Here is a 26,759-nt window from a genome sequence, read left to right as displayed (position 1 = left end):
CTCAACGCAATCGTCCGGGACCAAAAACCATGGCAAACAGCTTGACAGCCAAGACAGTCGCTCTGTCCTGCCGGACATCTCCCCCACGAGGGGGGAGATCGGTTTTTGCTGCCGGTTTCGCCAATCGCGACGCGACGTTGCTACCGCACCGGTGCCATTAGCGCGAAATGGGCGCCTTGCGGGTCTGTGCACTGCACGATCCAGCTGCCGCCGGGGACCTCCATCGGACCCATCAGGATATTGCCGCCGTTGTCGGTGACGCGCTTGGCTGCCGCGTCGATGCCGGGCACGTTGAAATAGAACTGCCAGACCGGCGCCGGGATCTGCTCGGGCTTGTTCATTATGCCGCCAACGGGCTCGCCGCCGAAGGCGAAAAGCTGGTAGACGCCCATCGGACCCATATCCATGGCGTCACCCTTCTCCCAGCCGAACTGACTGGAATAGAAATCGGACGCCGCCTTCCAGTCTGACGTATAGAGCTCATGCCAGCCGATGTTGCCGGGTGTCGCCAACGGTAGCGGCGGCTGGTCGGGACCGCTGGGCTGCAGGAAGTTGAACATCGCGCCTTGCGGATCGGCAACGACGGCGAAGCGGCCGACGCCAGGAATGTCGTCGGGCTCGCGGTGAACCGCGCCACCAGCCTTCTTGAGGGAGACCGTTGCGGCATCGACATCCCTGGTGAGGATATAACCGATCCAGGCCGGCGGCATTCCCATCTTGCGCGCGTCATCGGGCAGCGTCATCAGCCCGCCGACGCCGCGCTCGCCGACATTCATGACGATATAGCGCGGCATGCCCGGCGCCCCTTCGAAAGGCTGCCCCCGCCAGCCTACCACGGCGGTGTAGAACGCCTCGGCGGCGTCGAGTTCGGTGGTCATCAGTTCGTACCAGAAGAAGGGCATGGGGGACTGTGGCATTGTCGTACTCCTTGCGGTTTTTCGATCATGCGCGATCCATTCTAGGACGATCTTCACGACGAAAATCCGACAGCCAACCAAAAAAGATGACGGCAAACCGGAAATGTTACCGGGTTGCGCGCCCTGTGGTTTTCGACTTTGCTTGCAGTCAACGAGGGGTTGTTGATCCATGCGCCGGATGTCGCTCACTTCCGAACTTGTCGCGCTGTGCGACGAGATCAGGTTGATCCATGGCAACGCTCCTGAATGCGGTTCCGTACCTGCTTCGTGACGTATATGGCCGTTTGGAAAAACATGATTATTACAGTCATGTTTGTTGAAGCTTTTCAGTCGCTTGGGCCGAAAATTGACCAATTGATAAAAAAATAAAACGTGCTAGCCTTCCCCAAAACAAGAACATGGGGAACTGACGATGGCAGAAGGCCAGTTCAAGCAAGGCATTGCCGGCGGGCGGCTTTCGCCGGAACAATACGCCGATAATTTCGCCGACCTGCACCCGCCGCTCGATCATCACGAGGCGCTGGTCGAGTCCGACCGCTGCTACTTCTGCTATGACGCGCCGTGCATGAATGCATGCCCGACCTCGATCGACATCCCGCTGTTCATCCGCCAGATTTCGACGGGCAATCCGATCGGCTCAGCCAAGACGATTTTCGACCAGAACATCTTGGGCGGCATGTGCGCCCGCGTCTGCCCGACCGAGACGCTGTGCGAAGAGGTCTGCGTGCGCGAAGTGGCCGAAGGCAAGCCGGTGCAGATTGGTCGCCTGCAGCGCTACGCCACCGATGTCGCCATGGCCGAAAACAAGCAGTTCTACAAGCGCCCCGAACCGACCGGCAAGACCGTCGCCGTGGTCGGCGCCGGTCCGGCCGGGCTAGCGGCCGCGCATCGGCTCGCCCGCTACGGCCACGAAGTGACCATTCTGGAAGCCCGCCCGAAGGCCGGCGGCCTTAATGAATACGGTATCGCCGCGTATAAAAGCGTGGACAATTTCGCCCAGGCCGAGGTGGACTATGTCACGTCGATCGGCGGCATCGACATCCAGAACGGCAAGGCGCTCGGCCGTGATTACCAGCTGTCGGACCTGACCCGGAATTACGACGCGGTGGTCCTCGGCATGGGGCTTGCCGGCGTCAATGCCTTGCGAGCGGATGGCGAGGAGGCGCAAGGCGTCACCAATGCTGTCGAGTTCATTGCCGAGCTCCGTCAGGCCAGTGATCTGGCCAGCCTGCCGGTCGGCCGGCGTGTTGTCGTCATCGGCGGCGGCATGACGGCGATCGACGCGGCGGTGCAATCGAAGCTGCTCGGGGCCGAAGAGGTGACGATCTGCTATCGGCGCGGCCCGGAGCACATGAACGCCTCCGAATTCGAGCAGGACCTGGCCGCTGCCAACGGCGTCATCATCCGGCACTGGCTGCAGCCGAAGCGGGTCATTGCCGATGGCGGCAAGGTGTCGGCGATCGAGCTCGAATACACCGCGATGGACGGCGACCGGCTCGTCGGCACCGGCGAGCGGCTGACACTGACCGCCGACCAGGTGTTCAAGGCGATCGGCCAGAGTTTTGTCCCGGCTGCGCTCAACGGCAGCGGGGCTTTGCTTGACCTGGAAGCCGGCCGCATCAAGGTCGACGCCGAAGGCCGCACCTCGCTGCCAAACGTCTGGGCCGGCGGCGACTGCATCTTTGGCGGCGACGACCTGACCGTCTCGGCCGTCGCGCAAGGCCGCGACGCGGCGGAAAGCATTCATCGGGCACTTGCCTCGAACGGGAGGGCATGAGCATGGCAGACATCCGCAATAATTTCGTCGGCATCAAATCGCCGAACCCGTTCTGGCTGGCCTCGGCGCCGCCGACCGACAAGGCCTACAACGTCATCCGCGCCTTCAAGGCCGGCTGGGGCGGTGTCGTCTGGAAGACGCTCGGCGAAGAGGGTCCGCCGGTCGTCAACGTCAACGGGCCACGCTATGGCGCGATCTGGGGCGCTGATCGTCGCCTGCTTGGCCTGAACAATATCGAGTTGATCACCGATCGCGACCTGCAGGTCAATTTGCGCGAGATCAAGCAGGTCAAGATGGACTGGCCCGACCGGGCGATCGTCGTCTCGCTGATGGTGCCGTGCGAGGAGCATGCCTGGAAGGCGATCCTGCCGGTGGTCGAGGAGACCGGCGCCGATGGTATCGAGCTCAATTTCGGCTGCCCGCACGGCATGTCGGAACGCGGCATGGGTGCGGCGGTCGGTCAGGTGCCGGAATACATCGAAATGGTGGTGCGCTGGTGCAAGGCCAACACCCGCATGCCGGTCATCACCAAGCTGACGCCCAACATCACCGACATACGCAAGCCGGCACGCGCTGCGCTGTCCGGCGGCACCGATGCGGTGTCGCTGATCAACACCATCAATTCGATCACCGGCGTCAATCTCGACAATTTCGCACCGGAGCCGACCATCGACGGCAAGGGTTCGCATGGCGGCTATTGCGGTCCGGCGGTGAAGCCGATCGCGATGAACATGGTGGCCGAGATCGCGCGCGACCCGGAAACGCATGGCCTGCCGATCTCCGGTATCGGCGGCATCACCACCTGGCGCGACGCCGCCGAGTTCATGGCGCTCGGCGCCGGCAATGTGCAGGTGTGCACGGCGGCAATGACCTATGGCTTCAAGATCGTGCAGGAGATGATCGCCGGCCTGGAGAACTGGATGGACGAGAAGGGCCATGCCTCGCTCGACGACATCGTCGGCCGCGCCACGCCCAACGTCACCGACTGGCAGTATCTCAACCTCAACTATATCGCCAAGGCGCATATCGACCAGGACGCCTGTATCAAATGCGGCCGCTGCCACATCGCCTGCGAGGACACCTCGCACCAGGCGATCACCAGCATGGTGGACGGCGTCAGGCATTTCGAGGTGATCGAGGCCGAATGCGTCGGCTGCAATCTCTGCGTCAATGTCTGCCCGGTCGAGAACTGCATCACCATGGAGCCGCTGGCGGTCGGCGTGATGGACCAGCGCACCGGCAAGCCGGTGTCACCGATCTACGCCAACTGGACGACGCATCCGAACAACCCGATGGCCAAGGTGGCGGCGGAGTAGCATTGCGAAAAAAAGCGGCGTTCACGGGCGCCGCTTTTAACTTTTCCTATTGCGGATAAAAGCTATCCAGGATAATGTATATCCATGAACAGGAGAGCGAAATGAAGCTGGGCGAGGGCGTCGAAGCGGCCATCCACTGCGCCGCGATGCTTGCTGGCGTTGATGGCGCCGCGACCATGCCGGGTGCTGCCATGGCGGAAGCGTTCGGGCTGTCGCCGAGCTATCTCCTCAAGCATCTCAACATGCTGACGGTGTCGGGCATTCTGGAATCGGTTCCGGGGCCGTCCGGCGGCTACCGGCTGGCGCGGCCGGCGGAACGCATTACGCTGCTCGATATCGTGTTGGCCGTCGAAGGGCGAGAACCGGCCTTTCGCTGCGCCGAAATCCGCCAGCGCGGCCCCGCCAGGCTCGATGCCTCGGTTTATGTCAAACCCTGCGGCATCAAGGTGGCGATGCTGAAGGCCGAGCGTGCCTACCGCGCAGCGCTCGCCGACGCCCGGCTGTCCGATATCGTTGCAGAATACACGGCCGATGCCGATCCCCGTTCGGTCGCCGCTAACTGCGCCTTCGTCGAGCGCCATCAGCGTCCGCAAAAATCAAGTTCAACCAATCAAGCATGAAAGGCTAAAACGATGAAAGAGAGGCTGCAATTTTTCGGCGCGGCGCCGGAGATCATGAAGGCGGTGTCGGCGCTCAACAAGGCAGTCGACGAATGCGGGCTCGAAAAAAGCCTGTTGCATCTGATCAAGCTCAGGGCGTCGCAGATCAACGGCTGCTCGTATTGCGTCGAGATGCACAGCCGCGAGGCGCGCCACGACGGCGAGAGCGAGCAGCGGCTCTATCTCGTCTCCGCCTGGAAGGAATCGCCGCTATTTTCAGAGCGCGAACGCGCAGCCTTTGCCTGGACCGACGCGCTGACCAGGATCGCCGACAACGGTGTTTCGGACGAACTCTACGCAAGGACGCTCGAGCATTTTTCGGAGCAGGAGTTGGTCAAGCTGTCGGTTGCACTCGGCATGATCAACACCTGGAACCGACTTTGCGTTCCGTTCCATGCAATCCATCCGATGCCGGCGGTCATGGCCGCTTGAGCATGGACCAGGCGCGCGGCCTGCGTCGCGCGCCTCTTTTCTGCCCAAGGACCAACAGCATGTTTTCAAGCTTTGATAGTGAGATTCTATTCGCGGCCCGCCTGCTGCTCGGCGGCGCCTTTGTCTTTGCCGGCCTGCGCAACATCCAGAACGCGGCGTTCCTGACCCAATTGATGACGACGCGCGGCGTGCCGCAGGCGCGGCTGGTGCTCTGGCTGGGGATCGTCCTGCAGACCGTCACCGGAGCACTGGTGATCGCGGGCATCTGGACCGCTGCCGCCGCTCTGTGCCTGGTGTTGTTCCTTGTCGTTGCTACGCCGATGTTCCATAATTTCTGGGATCATCAGGGTCCCGAGCGCGCGTCCCGCATCAATGGCTTTGTCGGCAACGTCGCGCTGACCGGAGGATTTCTGGCGCTGATCGCGCAGTCGCTTTGAAAGCGATTACCGCGTAGATGTAGCCGCGTTACGCCGCATACCGCAAGCCGCCGTCGCAGGTCAGGATCTGGCCGGTGACGAAGCTGTTCGAAACCAGGAACGCGATCGCCTCAGCAACGTCCTCGGCGCGGCCGATGCGGCCGACCGGCGTCTTGCCTGCATAATCGGCAAACACCGCATGGCGCTGTTCATCAGGCAAAAAATCCCACCAGGGCGTGTCTATGACGCCCGGCGCCACGACATTGACGCGTAACGGCTTCAGCTCCATTGCCAGGATCGGCACCACGGTCAGCAGCATGCCGTTGACGGCGGCGATGCCGGCGACACCCGGCGCCGACAATTGCGCCGACACCGCCGAGATGAAAGTCACCGAGCCGCTCTTGTTCAGCGTCGGCAAGGCGGCCTGCAGGCAGGAGAGCTGCGGCCGGACCTTCTCGTCGACGCCGCCGCCGATGTCGGTCAGGTCAAGCGTTTCGAACGGGCCGAGCCCCCTGCCGCCGCTCGCGGCCAGCACCAGGTGATCGAAAGGGCCGAGATCGCTGAAAAACCGGCGAACCTCGTCCGGCTTCGCGGCATCGAAGGCAGCTTTTCCGACGGCACCGCCAAGGCTTTGCCATGCGTTGTCGAGCCGTTCCCGGCTGCGCCCGGTGATCGTCACCTTCATGCCCGGGCCAAGCAGTTTTTTCGCGGTGGCGAGGCCGATGCCGGAGGAGCCGCCGACGACCACAGTGTGTTGCGCTTTCTCGATCATGAATTTTCTCTCTTCGATGTTGCGGAAGCCGGTGCGAGCCCGACAAGACCGAGGCTCAATTCCCGCAATCGACGTCGTGCCTTAGCGTCATAGGCTTGCGCATCGGCGCGGGATTCTTTTTGGCCGTCGAAATAGAGGCCGCTCCGCCCTTCCAGGGCCGGCGATGCGGCGAGGTTGATGATGGCTTCGGCGCCGGTTTCGACCGAGCTCCAGGGTGTGACGCCCGCCTGCTGCACCATCGTGGTGTTCATGTAGCTTGCCGAATGCAGGCTGTTGACCGTGACGCCGATGCCGTTCAGCTGCTCCGCCAGATCGATGGTGAACATGATCTGCGCCAGCTTGCTCTGGCAGTAGGCACGGACGCCCTCATAGGAGCGGGTAAGCATGACGTCATCGAAATCGATCGCCTGCTGGCCTGCTGAGGCGACGTTGACGATGCGCGCCGGCGCGCTGGCCTTGAGCAGCGGCAGCAGCTCCGTGGTGAGCAGGAAGCCGGCGAGATAGTTGACGGCAAAGCGCAGTTCGTAGCCGTCGGCGCTGACCTGTCGTTTGGCGTTGGGGCCGGCGGTGCCGACGCCGGCATTGTTGATGAGGACATCGAGTCGGCCCGTGCGGGCGCGAACAGCCTCGGCGAGGCGGCGGACCTCGGCCAGGGAGGAGAGATCGGCGACGAGCAGCTCGGCCTCGCCGCCGGTGGCTTCGATCTCGGCCACGACCGCCTTGCCCCTCGTCGCGTCGCGGCCATGCACCAGGATGCGGGCGCCGCCGGCGCCGAGCCTTTGCGCGACGACGCGGCCGACGCCGTCGGTCGAACCGGTGATGAGGATTGTCTTGTCTTTCAGTTCCATGTTCAGAGCCTCCATCTCATCGCTCTGAATGGAAAGATGGGGCACCAGCCACTTGCCAAACAGTTCAAACTTTATCCTGGTATCGGTACTGCTATAATAGCGGCCATGGATTCCACCGCGCATTCCGCCGAAGACAGCCGCCGCCGCGAGCTCGGCGCCTTCCTGCGTTCGCGGCGCGAAAGGCTGACGCCTTCGGCCACCGGCATCTCGACCGGCTTACGCCGGCGCACGCCCGGGCTGCGGCGCGAGGAGGTGGCGATGATCGCCGGCGTCGGCACGACCTGGTACACCTGGCTGGAGCAGGGCCGCGACGTTCGGCCGTCGGTGGAAGTGCTGACCGCACTCAGCCAGACGCTGCGCCTGGACGCGGCTGAGCAACGGCATCTGTTTATTCTCGCCGGCCGGCCGCAGCCGGAGCGTCGCGTCGACGCGCCGGAAATGATCGACGGCCCCTTGCTGCACATGCTGCAGAGCCTGGTCCTGCAGCCGGCCTATGTCGTCGGGCGGCGCTGGGATGTGCTGGCCTGGAACCCGGCGGCGGCAGCCGTGTTCGGCGATTATGGCCTGCTGGAGGGCGATGCCCGCAACATCGTCCATATGGTTTTCACCAGCCCGCAGCATCGGCGCCTGCTCGTCGACTGGGAGGAACTGGCGCGCGCCGTGCTGGCGTCATTCCGGGCGGAAAGCGCGAAGTATGTCGGCGATCCGGATTTCGAGCGGTTGATTGCGCTGATGACGCGTTCAAGCCCGGAGTTCCGCGCCTGGTGGCCGCTGCGCGATGTGGCCCGCAACCTATCGGGTGTGAAGCATGTCAGGCATCCGATAGCGGGCGCCATGGCGTTCGAACATATGAGCCTGTCGATCGACGACGGCTCGGACATGAAGCTGATCGTCTACACGCCGCTCGCCGAGCAGAACTCGATCGCCAAGCTGCAGAAGCTGCTCGATGCGCTGCCGGCCGCGCGGCGCAGCGCGTGAACCATCAAGGCTAGTCTTTCGGCTTCAGCCCGTCGATGAACAGTTGTTCGAGAAACCTTGCGGCATCCTCGAAGCGGCCGTCGCCGCCGCGGTCGGGGCCGAGCACGGCGCGGACCTGGACGTCGAAATCGGCATAATGCTGCGTCGTCGCCCAGATCGAGAAGATCAGGTGCCAGGGGTCGGTGCGGGCAATCTTGCCGGCGCGCATCCAGCCCTTGATGACGTTGGCTTTCTCGTCGACCAGCGTCTTCAACTCACCTTCCAGCATCGGCATGATGCGCGGCGCGCCCTGCAGGATCTCATTAGCGAATAGCCGGCTCTCGCGCGGGAAATCGCGCGCCATTTCGAGCTTGCGCCTGATGTAGTTGCGCAGTTCGGTCAGCGGATCGCCAATGTCGTCGAGTTCGCGCAGCGGCGCCAGCCAGGTGTCGAGAAGCCGTTGCATCAGCGTCTCGTGGATGTCCTCCTTGCGGCGGAAATAATAGAGCAGGTTCGGCTTCGACATGCCGGCGGCTTCGGCGATCTGGTCGATGGTCGAACCGCGAAAACCGTTGGTGGAGAAGACTTCGAGCGCCGCCTCCAGAATGAGCTCGCGCTTTTCCAGCTGGATGCGGGTGCGGCGTGGAGCGGAGCTTTCGACCGCCCCCGTCACCTCGAACAACCTTCGCTGTGAGGAGCGTCTGGACCAATTCTCTGGACCAGTTTTTCCCCGCCCTGTGGAGCGCACTTCGAAAGCCGCATTTCCGCTAGTAATCCCTTGACCGCTGATAAGGCGGTGCTAACGTTTGTCCAACCGGTCAAAAATTTGCGTAGCACGAAAACGCAGCAAAGACCAAGTGTTGGAAAGACCAAGCGTTAGCCGCACCGAAACAGGTTACAAGGGGAAGTCTTGGTCATGTCCAACCGGCTGAAAGTCACGCCGAACGATCTCAGCGCATTCTGGATGCCGTTCACGGCAAACCGGCAGTTCAAGCAGGCGCCGCGCATGATGGTTTCGGCCAAGGACATGCATTACACGACCAGCGACGGGCGCAAGGTTCTCGACGGCACCGCCGGCCTGTGGTGCGTCAATGCCGGCCACTGCCGCCCGAAGATCACCGAGGCGATCCAGAGCCAAGCGGCAGAGCTCGACTATGCGCCGGCCTTCCAGATGGGCCACCCGATCGTGTTCGAGCTGGCCAATCGCCTGGTCGACATCGCCCCGAAGGGCATGGACCATGTGTTCTTCACCAATTCCGGCTCGGAATCAGTCGAGACGGCGCTGAAGATGGCGATCGCCTATCACCGCGTAAAAGGCGAGGGCTCGCGCACCCGGCTGATCGGCCGCGAGCGCGGCTATCACGGCGTCAATTTCGGCGGCATCTCGGTCGGCGGCATCGTCACCAACCGCAAGATGTTTGGCACGCTGCTCGGCGGCGTAGATCACATGCCACACACGCATTTGCCGGAAAAGAACTCCTTCACGAAAGGCGTGCCCGAGGATGGCGCGGAACTGGCCAACGAGCTGGAACGCATCGTCGCCCTGCACGACGCGTCGACCATCGCCGCAGTCATCGTCGAACCGGTTGCCGGTTCCACCGGCGTCATCCTGCCGCCGAAGGGCTATCTGCAGAAGCTGCGCGAGATCTGCACCAAGCACGGCATCTTGCTGATCTTCGACGAGGTCATCACCGGTTTTGGCCGCCTCGGCACGCCGTTTGCCGCCGACTATTTCGGTGTCACCCCGGATATCATGACGACGGCCAAGGGCGTCTCCAATGGCGTCATCCCGATGGGCGCGGTGTTCGTCAAGAAGGAAATCCACGACGCCTTCATGACCGGGCCCGAGCATATGATTGAGTTCTTCCACGGCTACACCTATTCGGGCAATCCGATCGCCTGCGCGGCGGCGCTGGGCACGCTCGACACCTACAAGGAAGAGGGGCTGCTGACGCGCGGCGAGGAACTGGCGCCGTACTGGGAGGACGCGCTGCACTCGCTGAAGGGCGAGCCGAACGTCATCGATATCCGCAACATCGGCCTGATCGGCGCGATCGAGCTGGCGCCGATCGCCGGCCAGCCGACGAAGCGAGCCTTCTCGGCTTTTGTGAAGGCGTTCGAGCGCGGTGCATTGATCCGCACCACCGGCGACATCATCGCTCTGTCGCCACCGCTCATCATCACCAAGGGCCAGATCAACGAACTGATCGACCATGTGCGCGAAGTGCTGAGGGCGGTGGACTAGATACTCCCCAACATGTAGGGCGACGACGGGAACCGTCGTCCTAATGTGAGTAAATGAGAGGAACTTGAATGGCCGCCCCCGGCGAGAATCTGCGAATCAATTCAGACCGTTTGTGGGATTCGATAATGGAGATGGCGAAGATCGGCCCCGGCATTGCCGGCGGCAATAATCGCCAGACCGTTACCGACGAGGATGGCGAAGGGCGGCATCTGTTCAAGCGCTGGTGCGATGAGGCGGGGCTCGAAATGGGCGTCGACGAGATGGGCACGATGTTTGCCCGTCGCGAAGGCACCGACCCCAGCCTGCCGCCGGTGTATGTCGGCAGCCATCTCGATACGCAGCCGACCGGCGGCAAGTATGACGGCGTGCTCGGCGTGCTCGGCGGCTTGGAGGTTGTGCGCTCGCTCGACGATCTCGGCATCAAGACCAAGCACCCGATCGTCGTCACCAACTGGACCAACGAGGAAGGCGCGCGCTTTGCGCCGGCGATGATGGCGTCGGGGGTATTCGCCGGCGTGCTCGATCAGGCCGAAATCTATTCGCATGTCGACAAGGACGGCAAGAAATTCGGCGAGGAGCTCGAACGGATCGGCTGGAAGGGCACCGAGAAAGTCGGTGAGCGCAAGATCCACGCCTTCTTCGAATTGCATATCGAGCAGGGCCCGATCCTCGAGGACGAGGGCATCGACATTGGCGTCGTCACCCATGGCCAGGGACTGAAATGGCTGCAGGTGACGCTGACCGGCAGGGAGGCGCATACCGGCTCGACGCCGATGCCGAAGCGGCGCAATGCCGGGCTCGGCATGGCGCGGGTGATCGAGTTGGTGCACGAGATCGCCATGGACTATCAGCCCGACGCCGTCGGCGCGGTCGGCCACATGGAGGTCTATCCGAACTCGCGCAACATCATCGCCGGACGCACCGTCTTCACCATCGACATCCGCTCGCCGGAAAAGGAGGTGCTGGACGCCATGGACGGCCGCATCCGCGAAGGCATCGACACGATCTGCGACGCGCTCGACATCAAATATCAAATCGATCAGGTCGGTCATTTCGATCCGGTCACCTTCGACGCGGGCTGCGTCAAGGCTGTGCGGGATGCGGCGGAGCGCTTGGGTTATACTCATCGCAACATCGTCTCCGGCGCCGGCCATGACGCCTGCTGGATCAACCGCGTTGCGCCCACTGCAATGGTGATGTGTCCCTGCGTCGACGGTCTCAGCCACAACGAGGCCGAGGAAATCACCAAGGAATGGGCAGCGGCCGGCGCCGACGTGCTGTTCCACGCGGTGGTCGATACGGCGGTGATTGTAGAGTGAGATGTTGGCGCCGTACCCCCACCCCTAACCCCTCCCCACAAGGGGGAGGGGGACTGGCAATGCCGGTGCATTTTCCTGTAGCGAAGGCTTTGAAGGGTTCAGCTGTGGTAGCGCGGCGCCAAGCCTCCCTCCCCCTTGTGGGGAGGGATTGAGAGTGGGGGTACTCGTCTTGGCACCGACCGCGATCGATCCAGCCGCCATCAAACGTGCAAGAATGTTGCGCCGGAACATGACGGAGGGCGAGCGTAAGCTCTGGTCCGAGTTGAAAGAGTTCCGTCGCCTCTACGGGCTACATGCAAGGAAGCAGGCGCCGATGGACCCTATATTGCGGACTTCGTTCTGCACGAGAAGAACCTCGTCATCGAGGTGGATGGAGAGCATCACTTTACGCCGGAGCAAATGGAAAAGGACCGAATGCGCGATGCATGGTTTGGCCGACAGGGCTATCGTGTGCTCAGGTTTTCGACTGGAGACCTGGCAAATTCCTTCGATGGTTGCGTCGAGGAGATATTGCGGGAAGTTGGAGTGATGTAGAGACGGCTTTCGGTCCTGAACCGATCTGAATCGAGCAGCGCTCGCAAGAAGCGCGAAAAGAATAAGGGAACAAGAAAATGTCCAAAGTCATCAAGAATGGCACCATTGTCACCGCCGACCGGACGTGGAAAGCCGATGTGCTGTTCAGGCACGGCAAGATCGTCGGCATCGGGCCGGATCTGCATGGCGACCATGAGTTCGACGCCAGCGGCTGCTATGTGATGCCGGGCGGCATCGACCCGCATACCCATCTCGAAATGCCGTTCATGGGCACCTATTCGGCCGACGACTTTGAATCCGGCACCCGCGCGGCCCTTGCCGGCGGCACGACGATGGTCGTCGATTTCTGCCTGCCGGCACCGCAGCAATCGCTGCTCGAGGCCCTGCAGATGTGGGACAACAAGACCTCGAAGGCATCCTGCGATTATTCCTTCCACATGGCGATCACCTGGTGGGGCAAGCAGGTGTTCGACGAGATGGCCACCGTCGTCGACAGGGGCATTACCTCGTTCAAGCATTTCATGGCCTACAAGGGCGCGCTGATGGTTGACGACGACGAGCTCTATTCGTCGTTCCAGCGCTGCGCCGATCTTGGCGCGCTGCCGCTGGTCCATGCCGAGAATGGCGATGTGGTGGCGGCGCTGTCGCAGAAGCTGCTGGCGGCAGGCAATAATGGTCCGGAGGGACACGCCTATTCGCGCCCGCCGGAAGTCGAAGGCGAGGCGACCAACCGCGCCATCATGATCGCCGACATGGCCGGCGTGCCGCTCTATGTCGTGCATGTCTCCTGCGAGCAGGCCCACGAGGCCATCCGCCGGGCGCGCCAGAAAGGCATGCGGGTATTCGGCGAGCCGCTGATTCAGCACCTGACGCTGGACGAGAGCGAATATTTCAACAAGGACTGGGACCATGCGGCGCGGCGTGTCATGAGCCCGCCCTTCCGCAACAAATGGCACCAGGATTCCCTGTGGGCCGGCCTGCAGGCCGGCTCGCTGCAAGTGGTGGCGACCGACCATTGTGCCTTCACCACCAAACAAAAGCGCAACGGCGTCGGCGACTTCACCAAGATCCCGAACGGCACGGGCGGGCTCGAGGATCGTTTGCCGGTGCTGTGGACGACCGGCGTCAAAACCGGCCGGCTGACGATGAACGAGTTCGTCGCGGTGACCTCGACCAACATCGCCAAGATCCTCAACATGTATCCGAAGAAGGGCGCCATCGTTGAAGGCGCAGACGCCGACATCCTCGTCTGGGACCCGAAGCGCAAGAAGAAGATCACGGCCAAGAAGCAGCAGTCGGTGATCGACTACAACGTCTTCGAAGGTTTTGAGGTAACCGGCCTGCCGCGCTTCGTCTTCTCGCGCGGCGAACTGTCGATCGAGGAAAACGAGGTCAAGGCAAAGCCCGGCCATGGCGAGTTCGTCGCTCGCGAGCCGAACGCGGCGGTCAACCGGGCACTGTCGACGTGGAAGGAAATTTCCGCGCCGCGCAAGGTGGAGCGTACAGGCATCCCGGCGACGGGCGTTTGAGCTTGGCGAGCCACGGAGCGATCATCTCAATGGCCGCGGTGATCCTTGCCGCCGGGCCGGCGGCGGACGTCCTTGCCGGCTCCTTTGGCAATGAGGTCGGTTGCGCTGGTGTACGGCTCGGTTATCAGGACCGTGACGATTATGTCGTGCTGACCGCCGAGGGCGTCGAAACCTATGGCAGCGGCTGCGAGTTCGCACAGCGATTGACGACGACGCCTGGCACCCAGTTGTTGAGCTCCACCTGTTTCGCCGAGGGCGAGGAGGGGACGACCACAGATGTCGTCAAGGTCATCAACAAAGGAGGGGACGGTTTCTTCGTGACCATTCCCGGCCTTGAGGAGATAGGGCCGCTGAAATCATGTTCGTGACGGTGCCGATGACGGCCGCCGCCTCGACCCAGTCCTCAGGCGACCAACCCGTCCAGTTCCGGCAGCAGGACGACGCTTTCCTGTTCGTTGGGATCGGTGCGGGCAATAACCGCCGAGGTGGGGCTGTCGCTCAGATTGGCCGGCAGATGCGGCACACCGGGGGGAATATAGAAAAGATCGCCGGCCTTGACCACGATATGCTGTTCGAGCCGGTCGCCATACCAGGTATGGACTTCGCCGGAGAGCACATAGATCGCGGTTTCATGGTTTTCGTGCATATGCGCCTTGGCGCGGGCGCCCGGAGGCATGGTCAGCAGATGCATGCAGATACCGGAGGAGCCGACTGTTTCGGCGGCGATACCGGCGAAATAGCTCAGGCCCTGCTTGCCTTCATAAGAGCTTTCAGGGCGGATAAGATGGCACGTCGGTTTGGGCGACATCGGGGCAACTCCGGGCGTCTATCTGATGGGACAAGGGCACGTAGAACTGGGGCGCGTAGAACTGGCGCGAGTAGGACTGGGCGAGTGGAAAGCAACATCGGGGTAAAATCAATCGGATTCCGGCCGGTGGCGCAGTGGCCGGAAGCGACAGGCTACGGCCGATGACGGGAGCATCGCCAGCCGTTGTTTCGGCAAGCAAGCTTGGCCTGACCTTCCAGACCAATGACGGTCCGGTGCAGGCGCTGTCGAATGTCGACCTGACCATCGGCAAGGGCGAATTCGTGTCCTTCATCGGGCCCTCCGGCTGCGGCAAGACGACCTTGCTGCGCGTCATCGCCGATCTGGAGAAGCCGACATCGGGAGCCATTTCCGTCAACGGGATGACGCCCGAGCAGGCGCGCCAGCGCCGCGCCTATGGCTATGTCTTCCAGGCGGCCGCACTTTATCCGTGGCGCACGATCGAGCGCAATGTGGCGCTGCCGCTGGAGATCATGGGCCTGTCCAGGGCGGAGCAGGCGGCGCGCATCAAGCGAACCCTCGACCTCGTCAACCTCAGCGGCTTCGAGAAGAAATACCCCTGGCAGCTTTCGGGCGGCATGCAGCAGCGCGCCTCGATCGCACGGGCGCTCGCCTTCGATGCCGACCTTTTGTTGATGGACGAACCGTTCGGCGCGCTGGACGAGATCGTGCGCGACCACCTCAACGAACAACTGCTGGAGCTTTGGGAGCGGACCAACAAGACCATCTGCTTCGTCACCCATTCGATCCCCGAGGCGGTCTATCTGTCGACGCGCATCATCGTCATGTCGCCGCGCCCGGGGCGTGTCAGCGATGTCATAGAATCGACGCTGCCGAAGAAGCGGCCGCTCGATATCCGCGAGACGCCGGAGTTCCTGGCCATCGCGGCACGGGTGCGCGACGGGCTGAGGGCAGGGCACAGCTATGATGATTGAGGGCGCGCGCGACAGGCTTGCGCGTTCGACGCAGGAGGTGCATCGCCCTCGCGAGAGAGGCGCTAACCGTGCTTTCGTCATCCTAGGGCGGAGCCGCTGCGAAGCGGCGTGCGCAGACCCTAGGATCCATGCCGTGACATTAGCCGAAAGGCGCAAGCGGTTCAGAATATTCGTCGGGCAGAGCGGTGCGGAGAGAGCCATTTTCAGCACCGTTGCGGAGCGGGGAGATAACGGCATGGATCCTAGGGTCTGCGCCGCGTCGCTTCGCTCCTTGCTTCGCCCTAGGATGACGAAAGCGTGCTTGGCCGCTCCCTTCACGCACGCCGGTTCGCGGCGGTTCCGCCCCAGGATGACGAAAGCGCGGTCACCCTCACCCGGCCTCCGCTTCGCTCCGGCCACCCTCTCCCCGTTGGGGAGAGGAGGGCGCCAAGCGCCCGAGGATCGCTAGATGGACTCGTTTCGCGACAAGATCGTTCCCGTGACCTCGATCCTCCTGGGCGTGGTCGTCGTCTGGTACGTCATGGCCGTTGTCCTCAACGCGCCCTTCCAGCGCGATCTCGACCGCCGCGCCAATTTGACACCGGGCATTGTGGAATTCATCGGCAAGACGCTGGCACAACCGAAGCCGACGCTACCGGCGCCACACCAGGTGGCGGTGAATTTTTTCGAAAACACCTTTTTGCGCAGCATCACCTCGAACCGCAGCCTTGTCTACAATGCCTGGGTGACGCTGTCGTCGACGCTGCTCGGCTTTGCCTTCGGCACGGCGCTCGGCATCGTCATCGCCGTCGGCATCGTGCATGTGGCGACGCTCGACCGCAGCATGATGCCGTGGATCATCGCCTCGCAGACCATTCCGATCCTGGCGGTGGCGCCGATGATCATTGTCGTGCTGGCGGCGGTCGGCATCACCGGGCTGATCCCGAAAGCGCTGATCTCGACCTATCTGTCGTTCTTCCCGGTGGCGGTTGGCATGGTGAAGGGGCTGCGCTCGCCCGAGCTCACCCATCTCGACCTGATGCATACCTATAATGCCAGTCCCTCGCAGACCTTCTGGAAATTGCGGGTGCCGGCCTCGGTGCCGTTCCTGTTCACCTCGATGAAGGTGGCGGTGGCCGCCAGCCTCGTCGGCGCCATTGTCGGCGAGCTGCCGACCGGCGCCGTCGCCGGCATCGGGGCCAAATTGCTCGCCGGCGCCTACTACAGCCAGACGATCGACATCTGGTCGGCGCTGGTCGCCGGCTCGGTGGTGGCGGCGCTGCTGGTTATGCTGGTCGGCATTGCTGGGCGCCTTGTCGACCGCGCCATGGGCGGGAGGCCGGCATGAGCTCGCTCCTGAGCCTTTCCTCAATCACCCCCCGATCCTGGCAAGGATATGCCGCGCTTATCCTGCTTGTCGGCGCGCTGCTTCTTTGGCCGCTCGTCAGTGCTACGCCCGGTTACGGCATGGCGACTACGGTTCTGATTTTCATTTTGCTGCTCATGGCAATCGAGGCCGACAACTTTCCACCGATGATCGGGGTGGTGTTGCTGTTCCTTGGCGCGCACGGCGCGGCGTGGATGTTGCTCGCCGGCATAACCGGCAATGAGGGCAGCGCTCGTGGCTCCTTCTATCTGCTGCTCGTCGCGGCGTGGTTTTTGGCCTGGCGCTGCGTAACGGTCTTGTCGTCGGTTCGCCCGACGTCGCGCTGGGCGTCAACCGCCTTGCGCCTGATCATTCCAGCCATCTTCGGCGCTTGGATCCTAATCATCTGGGAGGCGGTGACGCGTGGCGCCGGCATTCCCTTCATCCTGTTGCCGCCGCCAAGCGCCATCGGTGCACGCATCGTCGGCTCGCTGCCGGTGCTGGGGGCCGATGTCAGGCAGACCATCTTCAAGGCGGTGATCTTCGGCTATGTCGTGGGCAGCAGCGCCGGCTTCCTCGTTGCCATCGCCGCCGACCGTGTGCCGTTCCTGCGGCGCGGGCTTTTGCCGATCGGCAATATGGTGTCGGCGCTGCCGATCATCGGCGTCGCGCCGATCATGGTCATGTGGTTCGGCTTCGACTGGCAATCCAAGGCAGCCGTGGTCATAATCATGACCTTCTTCCCGATGCTGGTGAACACCGTCGCCGGGCTTACCGCCTCCGGCCATATGGAGCGCGACCTGATGCGCACCTATGCCTCGAGCTACTGGCAGACGCTGTTCAAGCTGCGGCTGCCGGCGGCGGCACCGTTCATCTTCAATGCGTTGAAGATCAATTCGACGCTGGCGCTGATCGGCGCCATCGTCGCCGAGTTCTTCGGCACGCCGGTGGTCGGCATGGGATTCCGCATTTCGACGGAAGTCGGGCGGATGAACATCGACATGGTGTGGGCCGAAATCGCAGTTGCAGCACTTGCGGGTTCGGTCTTTTATGGCGTGGTCGCTCTTTTCGAGAGAGCAATCACGTTTTGGCATCCCTCTGTCCGTGGTGGATAGGGGCGGTGGGTTTAGGGCGCTAACTTCAGAGGGTAAAAACATGAAAAGACTTGTTGTTTCGATGCTGGCCGGCGCGATGTCGCTTGCCGCGTTCCAGGCGATGGCCGCGGACAAGGTGACGCTGCAGCTGAAATGGGTCACCCAGGCACAGTTCGCCGGCTATTATGTCGCCAAGGCCAAGGGCTTCTATGACGCCGAGGGCCTCGACGTCGACATCAAGCCCGGCGGCCCGGACATCGCACCCGAGCAGGTCATTGCCGGCGGCGGCGCCGACGTCATCGTCGACTGGATGGGCGGCGCGCTGGCTGCGCGCGAAAAGGGCGTGCCGCTGGTCAACATCGCCCAGCCGTTCAAGAAGGCCGGAATGGAGCTGGTCTGCCCGAAGGACGGCCCGATCAAGACGGAAGCCGACTTCAAGGGCCATACGCTGGGCGTCTGGTTCTTCGGCAACGAGTATCCGTTCTATGCCTGGATGAACAAGCTTGGCCTCAAGACCGATGGCGGGCCGGACGGCGTCACCGTGCTCAAGCAGAGCTTTGACGTGCAGCCGCTGATCCAGAAGCAGGCGGATTGCATTTCGGTCATGACCTACAACGAATACTGGCAGCTCATCGACGCCGGCTACAAGCCGGAAGAGCTGACCGTCTTCAACTATTCCGCCATGGGCAACGATCTGCTCGAAGACGGGCTCTATGCGTTGGAGGACAAGCTCAAGGATCCGGCCTTCGAGGACAAGATGGTGCGTTTCGTGCGCGCTTCGATGAAGGGTTGGAAATACGCCGTCGACAATTCCGACGAGGCGGCCGGCATCGTCATGGACAATGGCGGCCAGGACGAGAACCACCAGAAGCGGATGATGGGCGAAGTCGCCAAGCTGATCGACAATGCCGACGGCAAGCTCGATCCGGCGACCTACGAGCGCACCGCCAAGGCGCTGCTCGACCAGAAGATCATCACCAAGGAGCCGACCGGCGCCTACACGACCGCGATCACCGACAAGGCGATCAAATAGAGCTATCAAGCAGGCTCTGTTGGAAGACGAAAAGGGGCGGGCGACCGCCCCTTTTTAGTGGGATGTAAAATGAACGTTACCCGCGGAAACATCCGCTCGCAAAATCGTTGTGCCGAAGCATCCAACTCAAGGGTGCCACAATGGAGGTTTCCATGCGCATCCAGTCCTTCACGCCGATGCTTTCGGCGCTGGCCATTTCTGCAGCCATCTTCTCTGCTTCACCGTCCCTGGCCGAAACTATAAAGATGACAGCGGCGCTCGATGGTGCTCAGCAGAACCCGCCCGTCACCACGAAGGGCAAGGGCACCGCCACGCTCAGGTTCAACACCGCCACCAAGAAACTCAGCTGGACGGTGAGATATTCCGGCCTCAGCGGGCCGGCGAAGGCCGGGCACATTCACGGCCCGGCGGCAGAGGGTCAAAACGCCGATCCAGTGGTGCCGTTCGAAGGCAAGCTGAAGAGCCCGATCAAGGGTTCGGCGACATTGACCGATGCCCAGGCGACCGATCTTGAGGCGGGCAAATATTACGTCAACATCCACACCGCGGCCCATGCCGACGGCGAGATCCGCGGCCAGATCGAGAAGGCCAAATAGGCAGATCACGACGACAAAACAGGGCAACCACCCTGTTTTGTCAGGCCTTGTCGCGAATCTGGGTCATCGTGCGGGTCGGCGTGATGGCTTCGGGGTCGAGCCTGATCTCGACTATCGACGGCTTGCCGCTAGCACGCGCGCGCTCGAAGGCCGCCGCGAAGTCGGCGGTCTTTTCCACCGTCTCGCCATGGCCGCCATAGGCACGGGCCAAAGCAGCAAAGTCGGGGTTTTTCAGATCGGTGGCGACGACACGGCCGGGATATTCGCGCTCCTGATGCATGCGGATGGTGCCATAAATGCCGTTGTTGACTACGATGACGATGATCGGCAATCCGTATTGTACGGCGGTGGCGAATTCCTGCCCGTTCATCAGGAAACAGCCGTCACCGGCGAAGGCGATCACGTCGCGGTCGGGGAAAAGCTGTTTGGCGGCGACGGCCGCCGGCGTGCCGTAACCCATTGACCCGGATGTGGGTGCTGCCTGCGTGCCGAAACGCCGGAAGCGATGGTAACGATGCACCCAGGTGGCATAGTTGCCGGCGCCATTGGTGAGGATGGCGTCGTCCGGGAGCATCGTTTCGAGATAATTCATGATCGGCCCCATCTGCACGGTGCCGGGGCCGCTCTCCGGAGGCGTCGACCAGTCGAGATAGGCGGCGTGCAGCTTCGCTGCCTCAGCCGCCCACACCGGCGTTGCGACCGGCTTGCGTTTGGCAAAGGCTTCGACGAAAGCGGCAGGCGAGGTATTGATCGCCAGCGCCGGCCGGTAGACGCGGCCGAGCTCGCCGGCGTCGGCATGGATATGGACCAGCGTCTGGTCGGGGTAGGGGCTCTTCAGCAGCGTGTAGTCGGATGACGGCATCTCGCCCATGCGGCCGCCGATCAGCAGTACAAGGTCGGCCTGCCTGATGGCGGTTGCCACTTTGGGATTGATGCCGATGCCGACATCGCCGGCATAGTTCGGGTGGAGATGGTCGAACAGCATCTGGCGGCGGAAGGAGCAGCCGACCGGCAGCGACCAGGCTTCGGCTATCGTCCGCATCTGTGCAACGGCCTGCGCATCCCAGCGCGTACCGCCCAGGATGACGAATGGCCGCTTTGCGTTGTTGAGCAACTCTTCCAGCGCGTCGAGCTCGACTTCGCCGGGCCGCGTCTCGACAGGGGTGTAATGCCCGGCTTCCGGCGCCTCGGCGAGGCTGGTCAGCATGTCCTCGGGCAGCGAAATGACGACCGGGCCGGGCCGGCCGGACGTCGCCACTGCAAATGCCCGTGTGACGAATTCGGGGATGCGCGCGGCGTCGTCGATCTCGACCACCCATTTGGCGATATCGCCGAAGAACCTGACATAGTCGACCTCCTGGAAGGCCTCGCGCCCCTTGGCGTGGCTGGCGACCTGGCCGATGAACAGGATGAGGGGGACCGAATCCTGCATGGCGATGTGGATGCCGGCCGAGGCATTGGTGGCGCCTGGGCCGCGGGTGACGAAGCAGATGCCGGGCCTGCCGGTCAGGCGGCCATGGCAGTCGGCCATCATTGCGGCACCGCCCTCCTGGCGGCAGACGATGGTGCGGATTGGCGAATCATGCAGCGCGTCGAGCACCGCCAGATAGGATTCGCCGGGCACGCAATAGATACGGTCCGTTCCGTTGGCTTCGAGCGCATCGACGATGAGTTGTCCGCCGGTCTTCATTTTCCTGACCTCTCCAGTTCGGCAAGGATTTCTTCGGTGTGTTCGCCGAGGCGCGGCGAGGGCCGTTCATAGACCAGCGGCGTGCCGGACATGACCATCGGCGCCCGCACCGAGGGCAAGAGATTGCCATGGCCGTCGTCGAGGTCGAGCCGCATGCCGCGCGCGATTGTCTGCGGGTCGGCAAACATCTGGCCGATATTGTTGATTGGACTGGCCGGCACGCCGGCTGTCTCGAGCCTGGCCAGCAGCGGGTCGCGATCGAAGACCTTCAGCGCCTCGACCATGTGCTCGCGCAGCTTTGCCCGGTTGGCGACGCGGGCGGGATTGGTGGCGAAGTCAGGGTTCGACGCCAGCTCCTCGAGGTCGACGGCAGCGCAAAACTTTGCGAACTGGCCGTCATTGCCGACCGCCAGGATGATGTGGCCATTTTTCACCGGCACCACCTCGTAGGGCGCGATGTTCATATGCGCATTGCCCATCTGCACCGGCGACTGTCCGGAGACAAGATAGTTGAGGTTCTGGTTGCCGAGCGTCGAGATCTGGGTGTCGTAGAGCGCCATGTCGATGTGCTGGCCTTCGCCGGTCTTCTCGGCATGGCGAAGCGCCGCCTGGATGGCGATGACCGAATAAAGCCCGGTGAAAACATCTGAAATAGCCACGCCGGCCTTTTGCGGTTCGCGGCCGGCCTCGCCGGTGATCGACATCATGCCGGCCATGCCCTGGATGATGAAATCATAACCGGCGCGCGGCGCATACGGTCCCGACTGGCCAAAACCGGTGATCGAGCAATAGATCAGCCGTGGGTTGATTTCCCTCAGGCTGTCATGGTCGAGGCCGTATTTCTTAAGCCCGCCGACCTTGAAGTTTTCGATCAGCACATCCGATGTCGCGACCAGCCGGCGCACCGTCTCGGCGCCCTCGGGCGTCGAGAAATCGATGGCGATGGAGCGCTTGCCGCGGTTGCAGGAATGGTAATAAGCGGCCGAAAGGTTCTCGCCGTCATGGCCGATGACGAAGGGCGGTCCCCATTTGCGGGTGTCGTCGCCGCCGTCCGGGCTCTCGACCTTGATCACGTCGGCGCCGAGGTCGGCAAGCAACTGCCCGGCCCATGGCCCGGCAAGGATGCGTGCGAGTTCGATGACGCGGATGCCTTTGAGCGGAGGCTCAGTCATGGATCACCTGGTTGATCGAAAGCGCAGCCTCTATCAACCCCGCGCGCCGCTGTCACGGCCCTTGCGATGGGCCAACCGTTACGGCACCCTCAGCACGCGGTCGGCCCAGGCGGCAAAATCCTCCATTATGATGTCTCGGTTGATCTCGTTCAGGCTTTCGTGGCGGGTTTCGGCGTAAACCTTTGAAACGAGATTCGAAAAGCCCAGCATGTGCATCCGGCCGGCGAGATGGCTGACCGCCTTGCCGCCGTCCGAGGCCGGATCCTGCTCGCCTCCGACCAGATTGACGAACAGGTCGCGCCGCACGCCGGAAAAATTGCGGTCGCGGCCGCAATGCAGCGTCATCTTGACGATGTCCTGCCACATCGACACCGATGCGTCCCAGCCGCAGAGCGGGTCGGCGATGTATTTCTCGACTTCGGCGGCATCGCGCGACAGCCAGTCGAAGGGCGTCCGGCGATCGGGCACTGCCTTGCCCCAAGCCCGGAACGTCAGCCGGGGCAGCATGCGCGACGGCACGTCTGAGCCAAGCCGGAACTTTTCCCAGGCAAGCATGCCCAGCGCGATTTGGCCGAGCAGTCCGGCAGAGAAATTGCCGTTCCAGATCGCGGCGGCATGGATGCGCGCCGAGTTGCGGAGAACAAAGTTCAGCGCGACCGACGCGCCCAAGGAGTGGCCGAAGGCGATGACCGGCAGGCCGGGCTGTTCCCTGGCGATCAGATCATGGACGGCAGCGACATCGGCGATGACCTTGGCACCTCCATCCGCATCGGCGAACCTGCCAGGTAGCGCGTCGGCCGCCTTGGTGACGCCGTGGCCACGGTGGTCGTGCGCGTAGACCTGGTAGCCGCGCGCGCCGAGGAAATCGGCGAAGCGGGCATAGCGCGCCGCGTGCTCGGCCAACCCGTGATTGATCTGGACAATGGCGCGCGGCTGGCCTGTGGCGTGTTTCACATAAAGGTTGAGCTCGGCGCCGGTCGGCGATGCCAGCATCCTCTGCTTGTCAAATGGCATGTCTCGCTCCCGTCGGCGACTGTTGGGCGACGCAGCGATCGACGTCAAGAGACGTAGGGTACCCATTCGACGCTAGTTGACAGTATGCTGTCAATATGATTACATGACAGCATACTGTCAATTGGCCAGCAGATTGGGGGTATGACTATGAAAACCACCGGGGCCATTTCGCGGCGTGCAATCTTGCTGGCGGGCTTCGCCTTCACGACGGCCACCCTGTTGCCAGGGATTGCTGCGTTCAGTCAGGAAACCAGGGAGATGACCCATGATGACGTCCACCGTTCCAGGCCCGCAAGGCCAGCTTGCCACTTATAGGATCAACGCCGGCAATGGCCTGCCGATCCTGTTCCTGCATGGAGATTGCAGCCGCGCTTCCCACTGGGACCGGGTGATGCAGCTCTCCGTCGAAGGCCGCGAGGCGGTGGCCTTCGATTTTCGCGGCCATGGCGCCTCCGCGCCGGCGCAGGACGGTGACTATGGCTATGACGGCCGTGCAATGGATGTCGGTGCCGTGGCCGACGCGTTTGGCCTGAAGCGGTTTCTCATTGTCGCGCACAGCGGCGGCGGTGGTGTGGCGCTCGCTTATGCCGCCAGCCATGCCGACCGGGTCGCAGGTGTCTTGCTCGTTGACCCGGCGACCAATCCTCGTGCGCTGCCGCAGGCGATTCGCGACGGCTTTGTCCGCGATCTGGCCGGTCCGCAAGGCCGCGATGTCCTGAACGCCTATTACACGTCGATTGCCGGCCCTAACGCGGCTGTTCGCCAGCGTGTTCTGGCCGATGTGGCAGTGGTCGATCCGGCGGCGAGGGCAGGTGTCGGCAAGGCACTGGCCGAATGGAACCCGGAGCCGGCACTCAATGCGTATCGCGGGCCTATGTTCGTATTGGCTACCGAGGCCAGTGACACTCCAGCCGCGCTCTACCGGCTGCGCACGGACATTCCGCGCCAGATCGTGGCGGGCAGCGGCCATTGGGTGATGCTTGACAAGCCCGAGGTCGTAGCCGAAGCCGTTAATAATTTCGTCGCGACCATCGAGGCCGGCCAGAAATGACGACCAGGACCGAAGCGGCAAATGTGTTCACGGAACTGGTGCTTGCCGTGTTCAGGATGAACGGCAGTTTTCTGGATGCGGCCGACCGGCTGGCCGCTCCAACCGGGCTGACGGCAGCGCGCTGGCAGGTTTTGGGTGCGGTTTTGAAGGAGCCGAAATCCGTGGCCGACGTCGCCCGCGACATGGGTCTCGCCCGTCAGAGCGTACAGCGGCTGGCCGACATACTGGCTGCGGAGGGGCTTGCCGCCTATGCCGACAACCCAGCGCATCGCCGCGCCAAGCTGTTGTCGATAACCGATGCCGGCCGGGCAGCGGTCAAGAATATCGGCACACGCCAGCATGTTTGGGCAAACCGCGTTTCGGAGGGTATGGACGCCGACGCGCTAAAAGCCTCGCTTGATCTGCTGCGCACCTTGACAGAACGGGTGGAGGCGGGCGGATCCTGATCGACCACACGGGAACCGTCTCAATGCGCTGGCGATTGTTTTTACGGCCGACGAAAGAAATCGTAATTCTGACATGTCGCAAGTTTCTAGCTTGCGGCGTGAATCACGAGGAGTGCCGGAATGCGGATTTGGGCGATATGGGGGGCGGTGTTTCTTGCGTTTGCTGGCGCAAGCGCGGCGCGGGCCGATGTGAAGATGACCGGCTCTTTCGTCGCCGATGCCGCCTGTCCGGCAACGCAGGCGATCAAGAGCGGCAAGAATCCCGGCAACGTCTCGACCGCGGCTGGCCAGAGTTACGATCTGCTGGCCGGCAACAAGGACGCGCCCACGCACTATCTCATCCGCGTTCCGGGCGCCGATCCGGAGCGCCGCTGGGTTAAGATCAGCTGCGGTCACGTTTCGGGCGGCAGCGCGTCGACGATACCGGCTGCACCGGCGCCTGCCGAGCCGAACAAGCCATCGGCGTTCGGAAAGCCGGAATATGTCTTCGCGCTGAGCTGGCAGCCGGCTTTCTGTGAGACCAAATCCAGCAAGACCGAATGCCGGGCGCAGACCGCCGCCGGTTTCGACGCGACCCACTTCACCTTGCATGGGTTGTGGCCGCAACCGAATGGAAATTTCTATTGCCAGGTCGCGGCAAGCGACAAGACGAACGACGATCCGGCGCACTGGCGGGATTTGCCGCCGGTCACGCTTGACCCGAATACGCGGTCGGAACTCGACCAGGTGATGCCGGGCACCGCATCCGCCCTCGAAAGGCATGAATGGATCAAGCACGGCACCTGCTACGGCAAGAGCCAGCAGGAGTATTTCTCCGACGCTTTGAACCTGATGCGCGCGGTAAACGCGTCGCCGGTACGCGATCTCTTCGCCAACAACATCGGCAAGCAGCTGACATCCGATCAGATCCGCAGCACCTTCGACAGCGCCTTCGGCAAAGGCGCGGGCGACCGGGTCCGCGTATCCTGCGTGGTCGATCCCTCGAGCGGCAGGCGGCTGATCGGCGAGCTGACGCTCGGCTTGACGGGGCCGGTCGCCTCGAACTCCTCGCTCGATGCCCTGCTGCTTGCCTCGGCACCGACAGCCAAGGCCGGCTGCCCGAAGGGTACCGTCGACGCCGTCGGGTTCCAGTAAACGGGCCGAACGCGACTGTCGCTTTGCGCCGGGGGTGGTATGGTCTTGAGGGCACACATTCGTAGGGGGTGGCGATGAGTGGCATGACGAACGGGGCGCTGGCGCGGCTGGCGTTCTGGGCCAGGGGCATGACGGGGATCCGGGACGGCCATATGGAGTGGCCGGGCTTTTCCTACACTGAAGTGGAGTGGGCGCGCATGACCACGCTGGCCAAACCGATCGGCGGCGGCACCTACCAATTGTTCACGCTGGTCAACGCGGCGATCTTCATCGCCATCGCTTCGCTCGGTATCTTCTGTGTCTTCCTGCCGCTGGCGACGCTGCTGTTCCCGGTACCGGCCGAAACCAGTGCGCTCAAGTTTTCGCTGCTCCTGGCGGCATGCGCCTTGCTGATCATCGGCATCGGCTTGCCGATTTCGCTGCGTCTCTCGACCGCGCTGGTCGCGCCGAAGGCAATGCGGGCCGCGCTTGTCGCCGTGCCCGGCGACCAGATGCTTGCGGCAAAAGTGTCATGGCAGATCAACCGGATCACGCTCGTGCTTTGCGGCCTGCTGGTGCCGGGCATTCTTCTGTTCATCGCCTACGACATCGATGCCGGCCCGGTCATCGCGGCAATGAAATGGCTGGCGATCGGGTTGATGGCGGTTTCGGTTGCGATCGGCGCATGGCAGCGGCGCAAACAATCCTGATTGCGCCAATCCG

At 62.9% G+C, this 26,759-nt stretch carries 27 protein-coding genes and 1 pseudogene; 20 read left to right on the top strand and 8 right to left on the bottom strand.

What is annotated here, in order from left to right:
• Positions 1 to 140: 140 nt before the first annotated feature.
• Positions 141 to 917 (bottom strand): VOC family protein, encoded by a 777-nt coding sequence (locus tag NKH43_RS24680; RefSeq protein WP_352860248.1) that lies wholly within the window; start codon positions 915 to 917, stop codon positions 141 to 143.
• 412 nt (positions 918 to 1,329) lie between these two features.
• Between NKH43_RS24680 and NKH43_RS24675 the strand changes: the two genes are divergently transcribed.
• The 5 genes from NKH43_RS24675 (at position 1,330) to NKH43_RS24655 (ending at position 5,538) form a co-directional block, all read left to right on the top strand.
• Positions 1,330 to 2,694 carry an NAD(P)-dependent oxidoreductase gene (locus NKH43_RS24675; RefSeq protein ID WP_352860247.1) on the top strand — a complete coding sequence of 455 codons (1,365 nt, stop codon included), beginning with the start codon at positions 1,330 to 1,332 and terminating at the stop codon, positions 2,692 to 2,694.
• A 2-nt stretch (positions 2,695 to 2,696) separates the two neighbouring features.
• A complete protein-coding gene (gene preA / locus NKH43_RS24670; RefSeq protein WP_023720863.1) occupies positions 2,697 to 4,010 on the top strand; it encodes an NAD-dependent dihydropyrimidine dehydrogenase subunit PreA in 1,314 nt (437 codons plus the stop codon).
• A gap of 101 nt (positions 4,011 to 4,111) precedes the next feature.
• Complete coding sequence (locus NKH43_RS24665; protein ID WP_352860245.1) at positions 4,112 to 4,630, top strand: RrF2 family transcriptional regulator; 519 nt, start codon at positions 4,112 to 4,114, stop codon at positions 4,628 to 4,630.
• Positions 4,631 to 4,642: 12 nt separating this feature from the next.
• Positions 4,643 to 5,101 carry a carboxymuconolactone decarboxylase family protein gene (locus NKH43_RS24660; RefSeq protein ID WP_352547038.1) on the top strand — a complete coding sequence of 153 codons (459 nt, stop codon included), beginning with the start codon at positions 4,643 to 4,645 and terminating at the stop codon, positions 5,099 to 5,101.
• A gap of 59 nt (positions 5,102 to 5,160) precedes the next feature.
• Positions 5,161 to 5,538 (top strand): DoxX family protein, encoded by a 378-nt coding sequence (locus NKH43_RS24655; protein ID WP_023720860.1) that lies wholly within the window; start codon positions 5,161 to 5,163, stop codon positions 5,536 to 5,538.
• Between the two features lie 28 nt (positions 5,539 to 5,566).
• On the opposite strand, the gene NKH43_RS24650 is transcribed toward NKH43_RS24655, so the two are convergent.
• Complete coding sequence (locus tag NKH43_RS24650) at positions 5,567 to 6,289, bottom strand: SDR family oxidoreductase (protein ID WP_352860243.1); 723 nt, start codon at positions 6,287 to 6,289, stop codon at positions 5,567 to 5,569.
• The gene (locus tag NKH43_RS24645; protein WP_352860241.1) at positions 6,286 to 7,137 is read right to left on the bottom strand and encodes an SDR family NAD(P)-dependent oxidoreductase; all 852 of its coding nucleotides are present in this window, start codon (positions 7,135 to 7,137) and stop codon (positions 6,286 to 6,288) included. The genes NKH43_RS24650 and NKH43_RS24645 overlap by 4 nt, the downstream gene beginning before the upstream one ends.
• 105 nt (positions 7,138 to 7,242) lie before the next feature.
• Here NKH43_RS24645 and NKH43_RS24640 point away from each other — a divergent pair, with 105 nt between their 5' ends.
• Positions 7,243 to 8,115 (top strand): helix-turn-helix transcriptional regulator, encoded by an 873-nt coding sequence (locus tag NKH43_RS24640; protein WP_352860239.1) that lies wholly within the window; start codon positions 7,243 to 7,245, stop codon positions 8,113 to 8,115.
• A 10-nt stretch (positions 8,116 to 8,125) separates the two neighbouring features.
• Here the strand turns inward: NKH43_RS24640 and NKH43_RS24635 are convergent, their stop codons facing one another.
• Positions 8,126 to 8,767, bottom strand: coding sequence for a TetR family transcriptional regulator C-terminal domain-containing protein (locus NKH43_RS24635; protein WP_352482943.1), 642 nt, complete (start codon positions 8,765 to 8,767; stop codon positions 8,126 to 8,128).
• A 243-nt stretch (positions 8,768 to 9,010) separates the two neighbouring features.
• Between NKH43_RS24635 and aptA the strand changes: the two genes are divergently transcribed.
• The 5 genes and pseudogenes from aptA (at position 9,011) to NKH43_RS24610 (ending at position 14,089) form a co-directional block, all read left to right on the top strand.
• Positions 9,011 to 10,339 (top strand): omega-aminotransferase AptA, encoded by a 1,329-nt coding sequence (gene aptA, locus NKH43_RS24630; RefSeq protein WP_352860237.1) that lies wholly within the window; start codon positions 9,011 to 9,013, stop codon positions 10,337 to 10,339.
• 68 nt (positions 10,340 to 10,407) lie between these two features.
• Entirely contained in the window at positions 10,408 to 11,658 is a 1,251-nt protein-coding gene (locus NKH43_RS24625) for a Zn-dependent hydrolase (protein ID WP_352860235.1), read from the top strand.
• Positions 11,659 to 11,872: 214 nt separating this feature from the next.
• Positions 11,873 to 12,192: pseudogene (locus NKH43_RS24620) on the top strand (endonuclease domain-containing protein).
• Positions 12,193 to 12,269: 77 nt separating this feature from the next.
• Complete coding sequence (gene hydA / locus NKH43_RS24615; protein WP_352860234.1) at positions 12,270 to 13,721, top strand: dihydropyrimidinase; 1,452 nt, start codon at positions 12,270 to 12,272, stop codon at positions 13,719 to 13,721.
• A gap of 29 nt (positions 13,722 to 13,750) precedes the next feature.
• Positions 13,751 to 14,089 carry a hypothetical protein gene (locus NKH43_RS24610; protein ID WP_352860232.1) on the top strand — a complete coding sequence of 113 codons (339 nt, stop codon included), beginning with the start codon at positions 13,751 to 13,753 and terminating at the stop codon, positions 14,087 to 14,089.
• Between the two features lie 35 nt (positions 14,090 to 14,124).
• On the opposite strand, the gene NKH43_RS24605 is transcribed toward NKH43_RS24610, so the two are convergent.
• On the bottom strand, positions 14,125 to 14,529 hold the full coding sequence (locus NKH43_RS24605) for a cupin domain-containing protein (RefSeq protein ID WP_352860231.1): 405 nt from the start codon (positions 14,527 to 14,529) through the stop codon (positions 14,125 to 14,127).
• Positions 14,530 to 14,690: 161 nt separating this feature from the next.
• Here NKH43_RS24605 and NKH43_RS24600 point away from each other — a divergent pair, with 161 nt between their 5' ends.
• The 5 genes from NKH43_RS24600 to NKH43_RS24580 all read left to right on the top strand — a co-directional run bounded on the left by NKH43_RS24600 (position 14,691) and on the right by NKH43_RS24580 (position 19,550).
• Positions 14,691 to 15,482, top strand: coding sequence for an ABC transporter ATP-binding protein (locus tag NKH43_RS24600; protein ID WP_023720849.1), 792 nt, complete (start codon positions 14,691 to 14,693; stop codon positions 15,480 to 15,482).
• Between the two features lie 448 nt (positions 15,483 to 15,930).
• Entirely contained in the window at positions 15,931 to 16,809 is an 879-nt protein-coding gene (locus NKH43_RS24595) for an ABC transporter permease (RefSeq protein WP_352482952.1), read from the top strand.
• Entirely contained in the window at positions 16,806 to 17,942 is a 1,137-nt protein-coding gene (locus tag NKH43_RS24590) for an ABC transporter permease (protein ID WP_031194513.1), read from the top strand. The genes NKH43_RS24595 and NKH43_RS24590 overlap by 4 nt, the downstream gene beginning before the upstream one ends.
• Positions 17,943 to 17,982: 40 nt before the next feature.
• A complete protein-coding gene (locus NKH43_RS24585; protein WP_352482954.1) occupies positions 17,983 to 18,954 on the top strand; it encodes an ABC transporter substrate-binding protein in 972 nt (323 codons plus the stop codon).
• A gap of 152 nt (positions 18,955 to 19,106) precedes the next feature.
• The gene (locus NKH43_RS24580) at positions 19,107 to 19,550 is read left to right on the top strand and encodes a CHRD domain-containing protein (RefSeq protein ID WP_352860228.1); all 444 of its coding nucleotides are present in this window, start codon (positions 19,107 to 19,109) and stop codon (positions 19,548 to 19,550) included.
• Positions 19,551 to 19,590: 40 nt separating this feature from the next.
• Here the strand turns inward: NKH43_RS24580 and NKH43_RS24575 are convergent, their stop codons facing one another.
• The 3 genes from NKH43_RS24575 to NKH43_RS24565 form a co-directional block, all read right to left on the bottom strand.
• Positions 19,591 to 21,240 carry a thiamine pyrophosphate-binding protein gene (locus NKH43_RS24575; protein WP_352860226.1) on the bottom strand — a complete coding sequence of 550 codons (1,650 nt, stop codon included), beginning with the start codon at positions 21,238 to 21,240 and terminating at the stop codon, positions 19,591 to 19,593.
• Positions 21,237 to 22,412: a CaiB/BaiF CoA transferase family protein gene (locus tag NKH43_RS24570; RefSeq protein WP_352639729.1), complete on the bottom strand. Its 1,176-nt coding sequence runs from the start codon at positions 22,410 to 22,412 to the stop codon at positions 21,237 to 21,239. The genes NKH43_RS24575 and NKH43_RS24570 overlap by 4 nt, the downstream gene beginning before the upstream one ends.
• A 78-nt stretch (positions 22,413 to 22,490) precedes the next feature.
• Positions 22,491 to 23,426, bottom strand: coding sequence for an alpha/beta fold hydrolase (locus tag NKH43_RS24565; RefSeq protein WP_352860224.1), 936 nt, complete (start codon positions 23,424 to 23,426; stop codon positions 22,491 to 22,493).
• A 265-nt stretch (positions 23,427 to 23,691) separates the two neighbouring features.
• Between NKH43_RS24565 and NKH43_RS24560 the strand changes: the two genes are divergently transcribed.
• From NKH43_RS24560 to NKH43_RS24545, 4 genes are all read left to right on the top strand, one after another.
• Complete coding sequence (locus NKH43_RS24560; RefSeq protein ID WP_023720840.1) at positions 23,692 to 24,477, top strand: alpha/beta fold hydrolase; 786 nt, start codon at positions 23,692 to 23,694, stop codon at positions 24,475 to 24,477.
• A complete protein-coding gene (locus tag NKH43_RS24555; RefSeq protein WP_352482959.1) occupies positions 24,474 to 24,923 on the top strand; it encodes a MarR family winged helix-turn-helix transcriptional regulator in 450 nt (149 codons plus the stop codon). The genes NKH43_RS24560 and NKH43_RS24555 overlap by 4 nt, the downstream gene beginning before the upstream one ends.
• A 120-nt stretch (positions 24,924 to 25,043) precedes the next feature.
• A complete protein-coding gene (locus NKH43_RS24550) occupies positions 25,044 to 26,057 on the top strand; it encodes a ribonuclease T2 family protein (protein ID WP_352860222.1) in 1,014 nt (337 codons plus the stop codon).
• A gap of 74 nt (positions 26,058 to 26,131) precedes the next feature.
• Positions 26,132 to 26,746 (top strand): hypothetical protein, encoded by a 615-nt coding sequence (locus tag NKH43_RS24545; RefSeq protein ID WP_352860220.1) that lies wholly within the window; start codon positions 26,132 to 26,134, stop codon positions 26,744 to 26,746.
• The last annotated feature ends 13 nt before the right edge of the window (positions 26,747 to 26,759 follow it).

The organism is Mesorhizobium sp. M1163 (genome assembly GCF_040318415.1).
Taxonomy (GTDB): domain Bacteria; phylum Pseudomonadota; class Alphaproteobacteria; order Rhizobiales; family Rhizobiaceae; genus Mesorhizobium.
The sequence above is the reverse complement of the archived record's forward strand: the minus strand, read 5'-3'. Positions and strand labels throughout refer to the sequence as shown.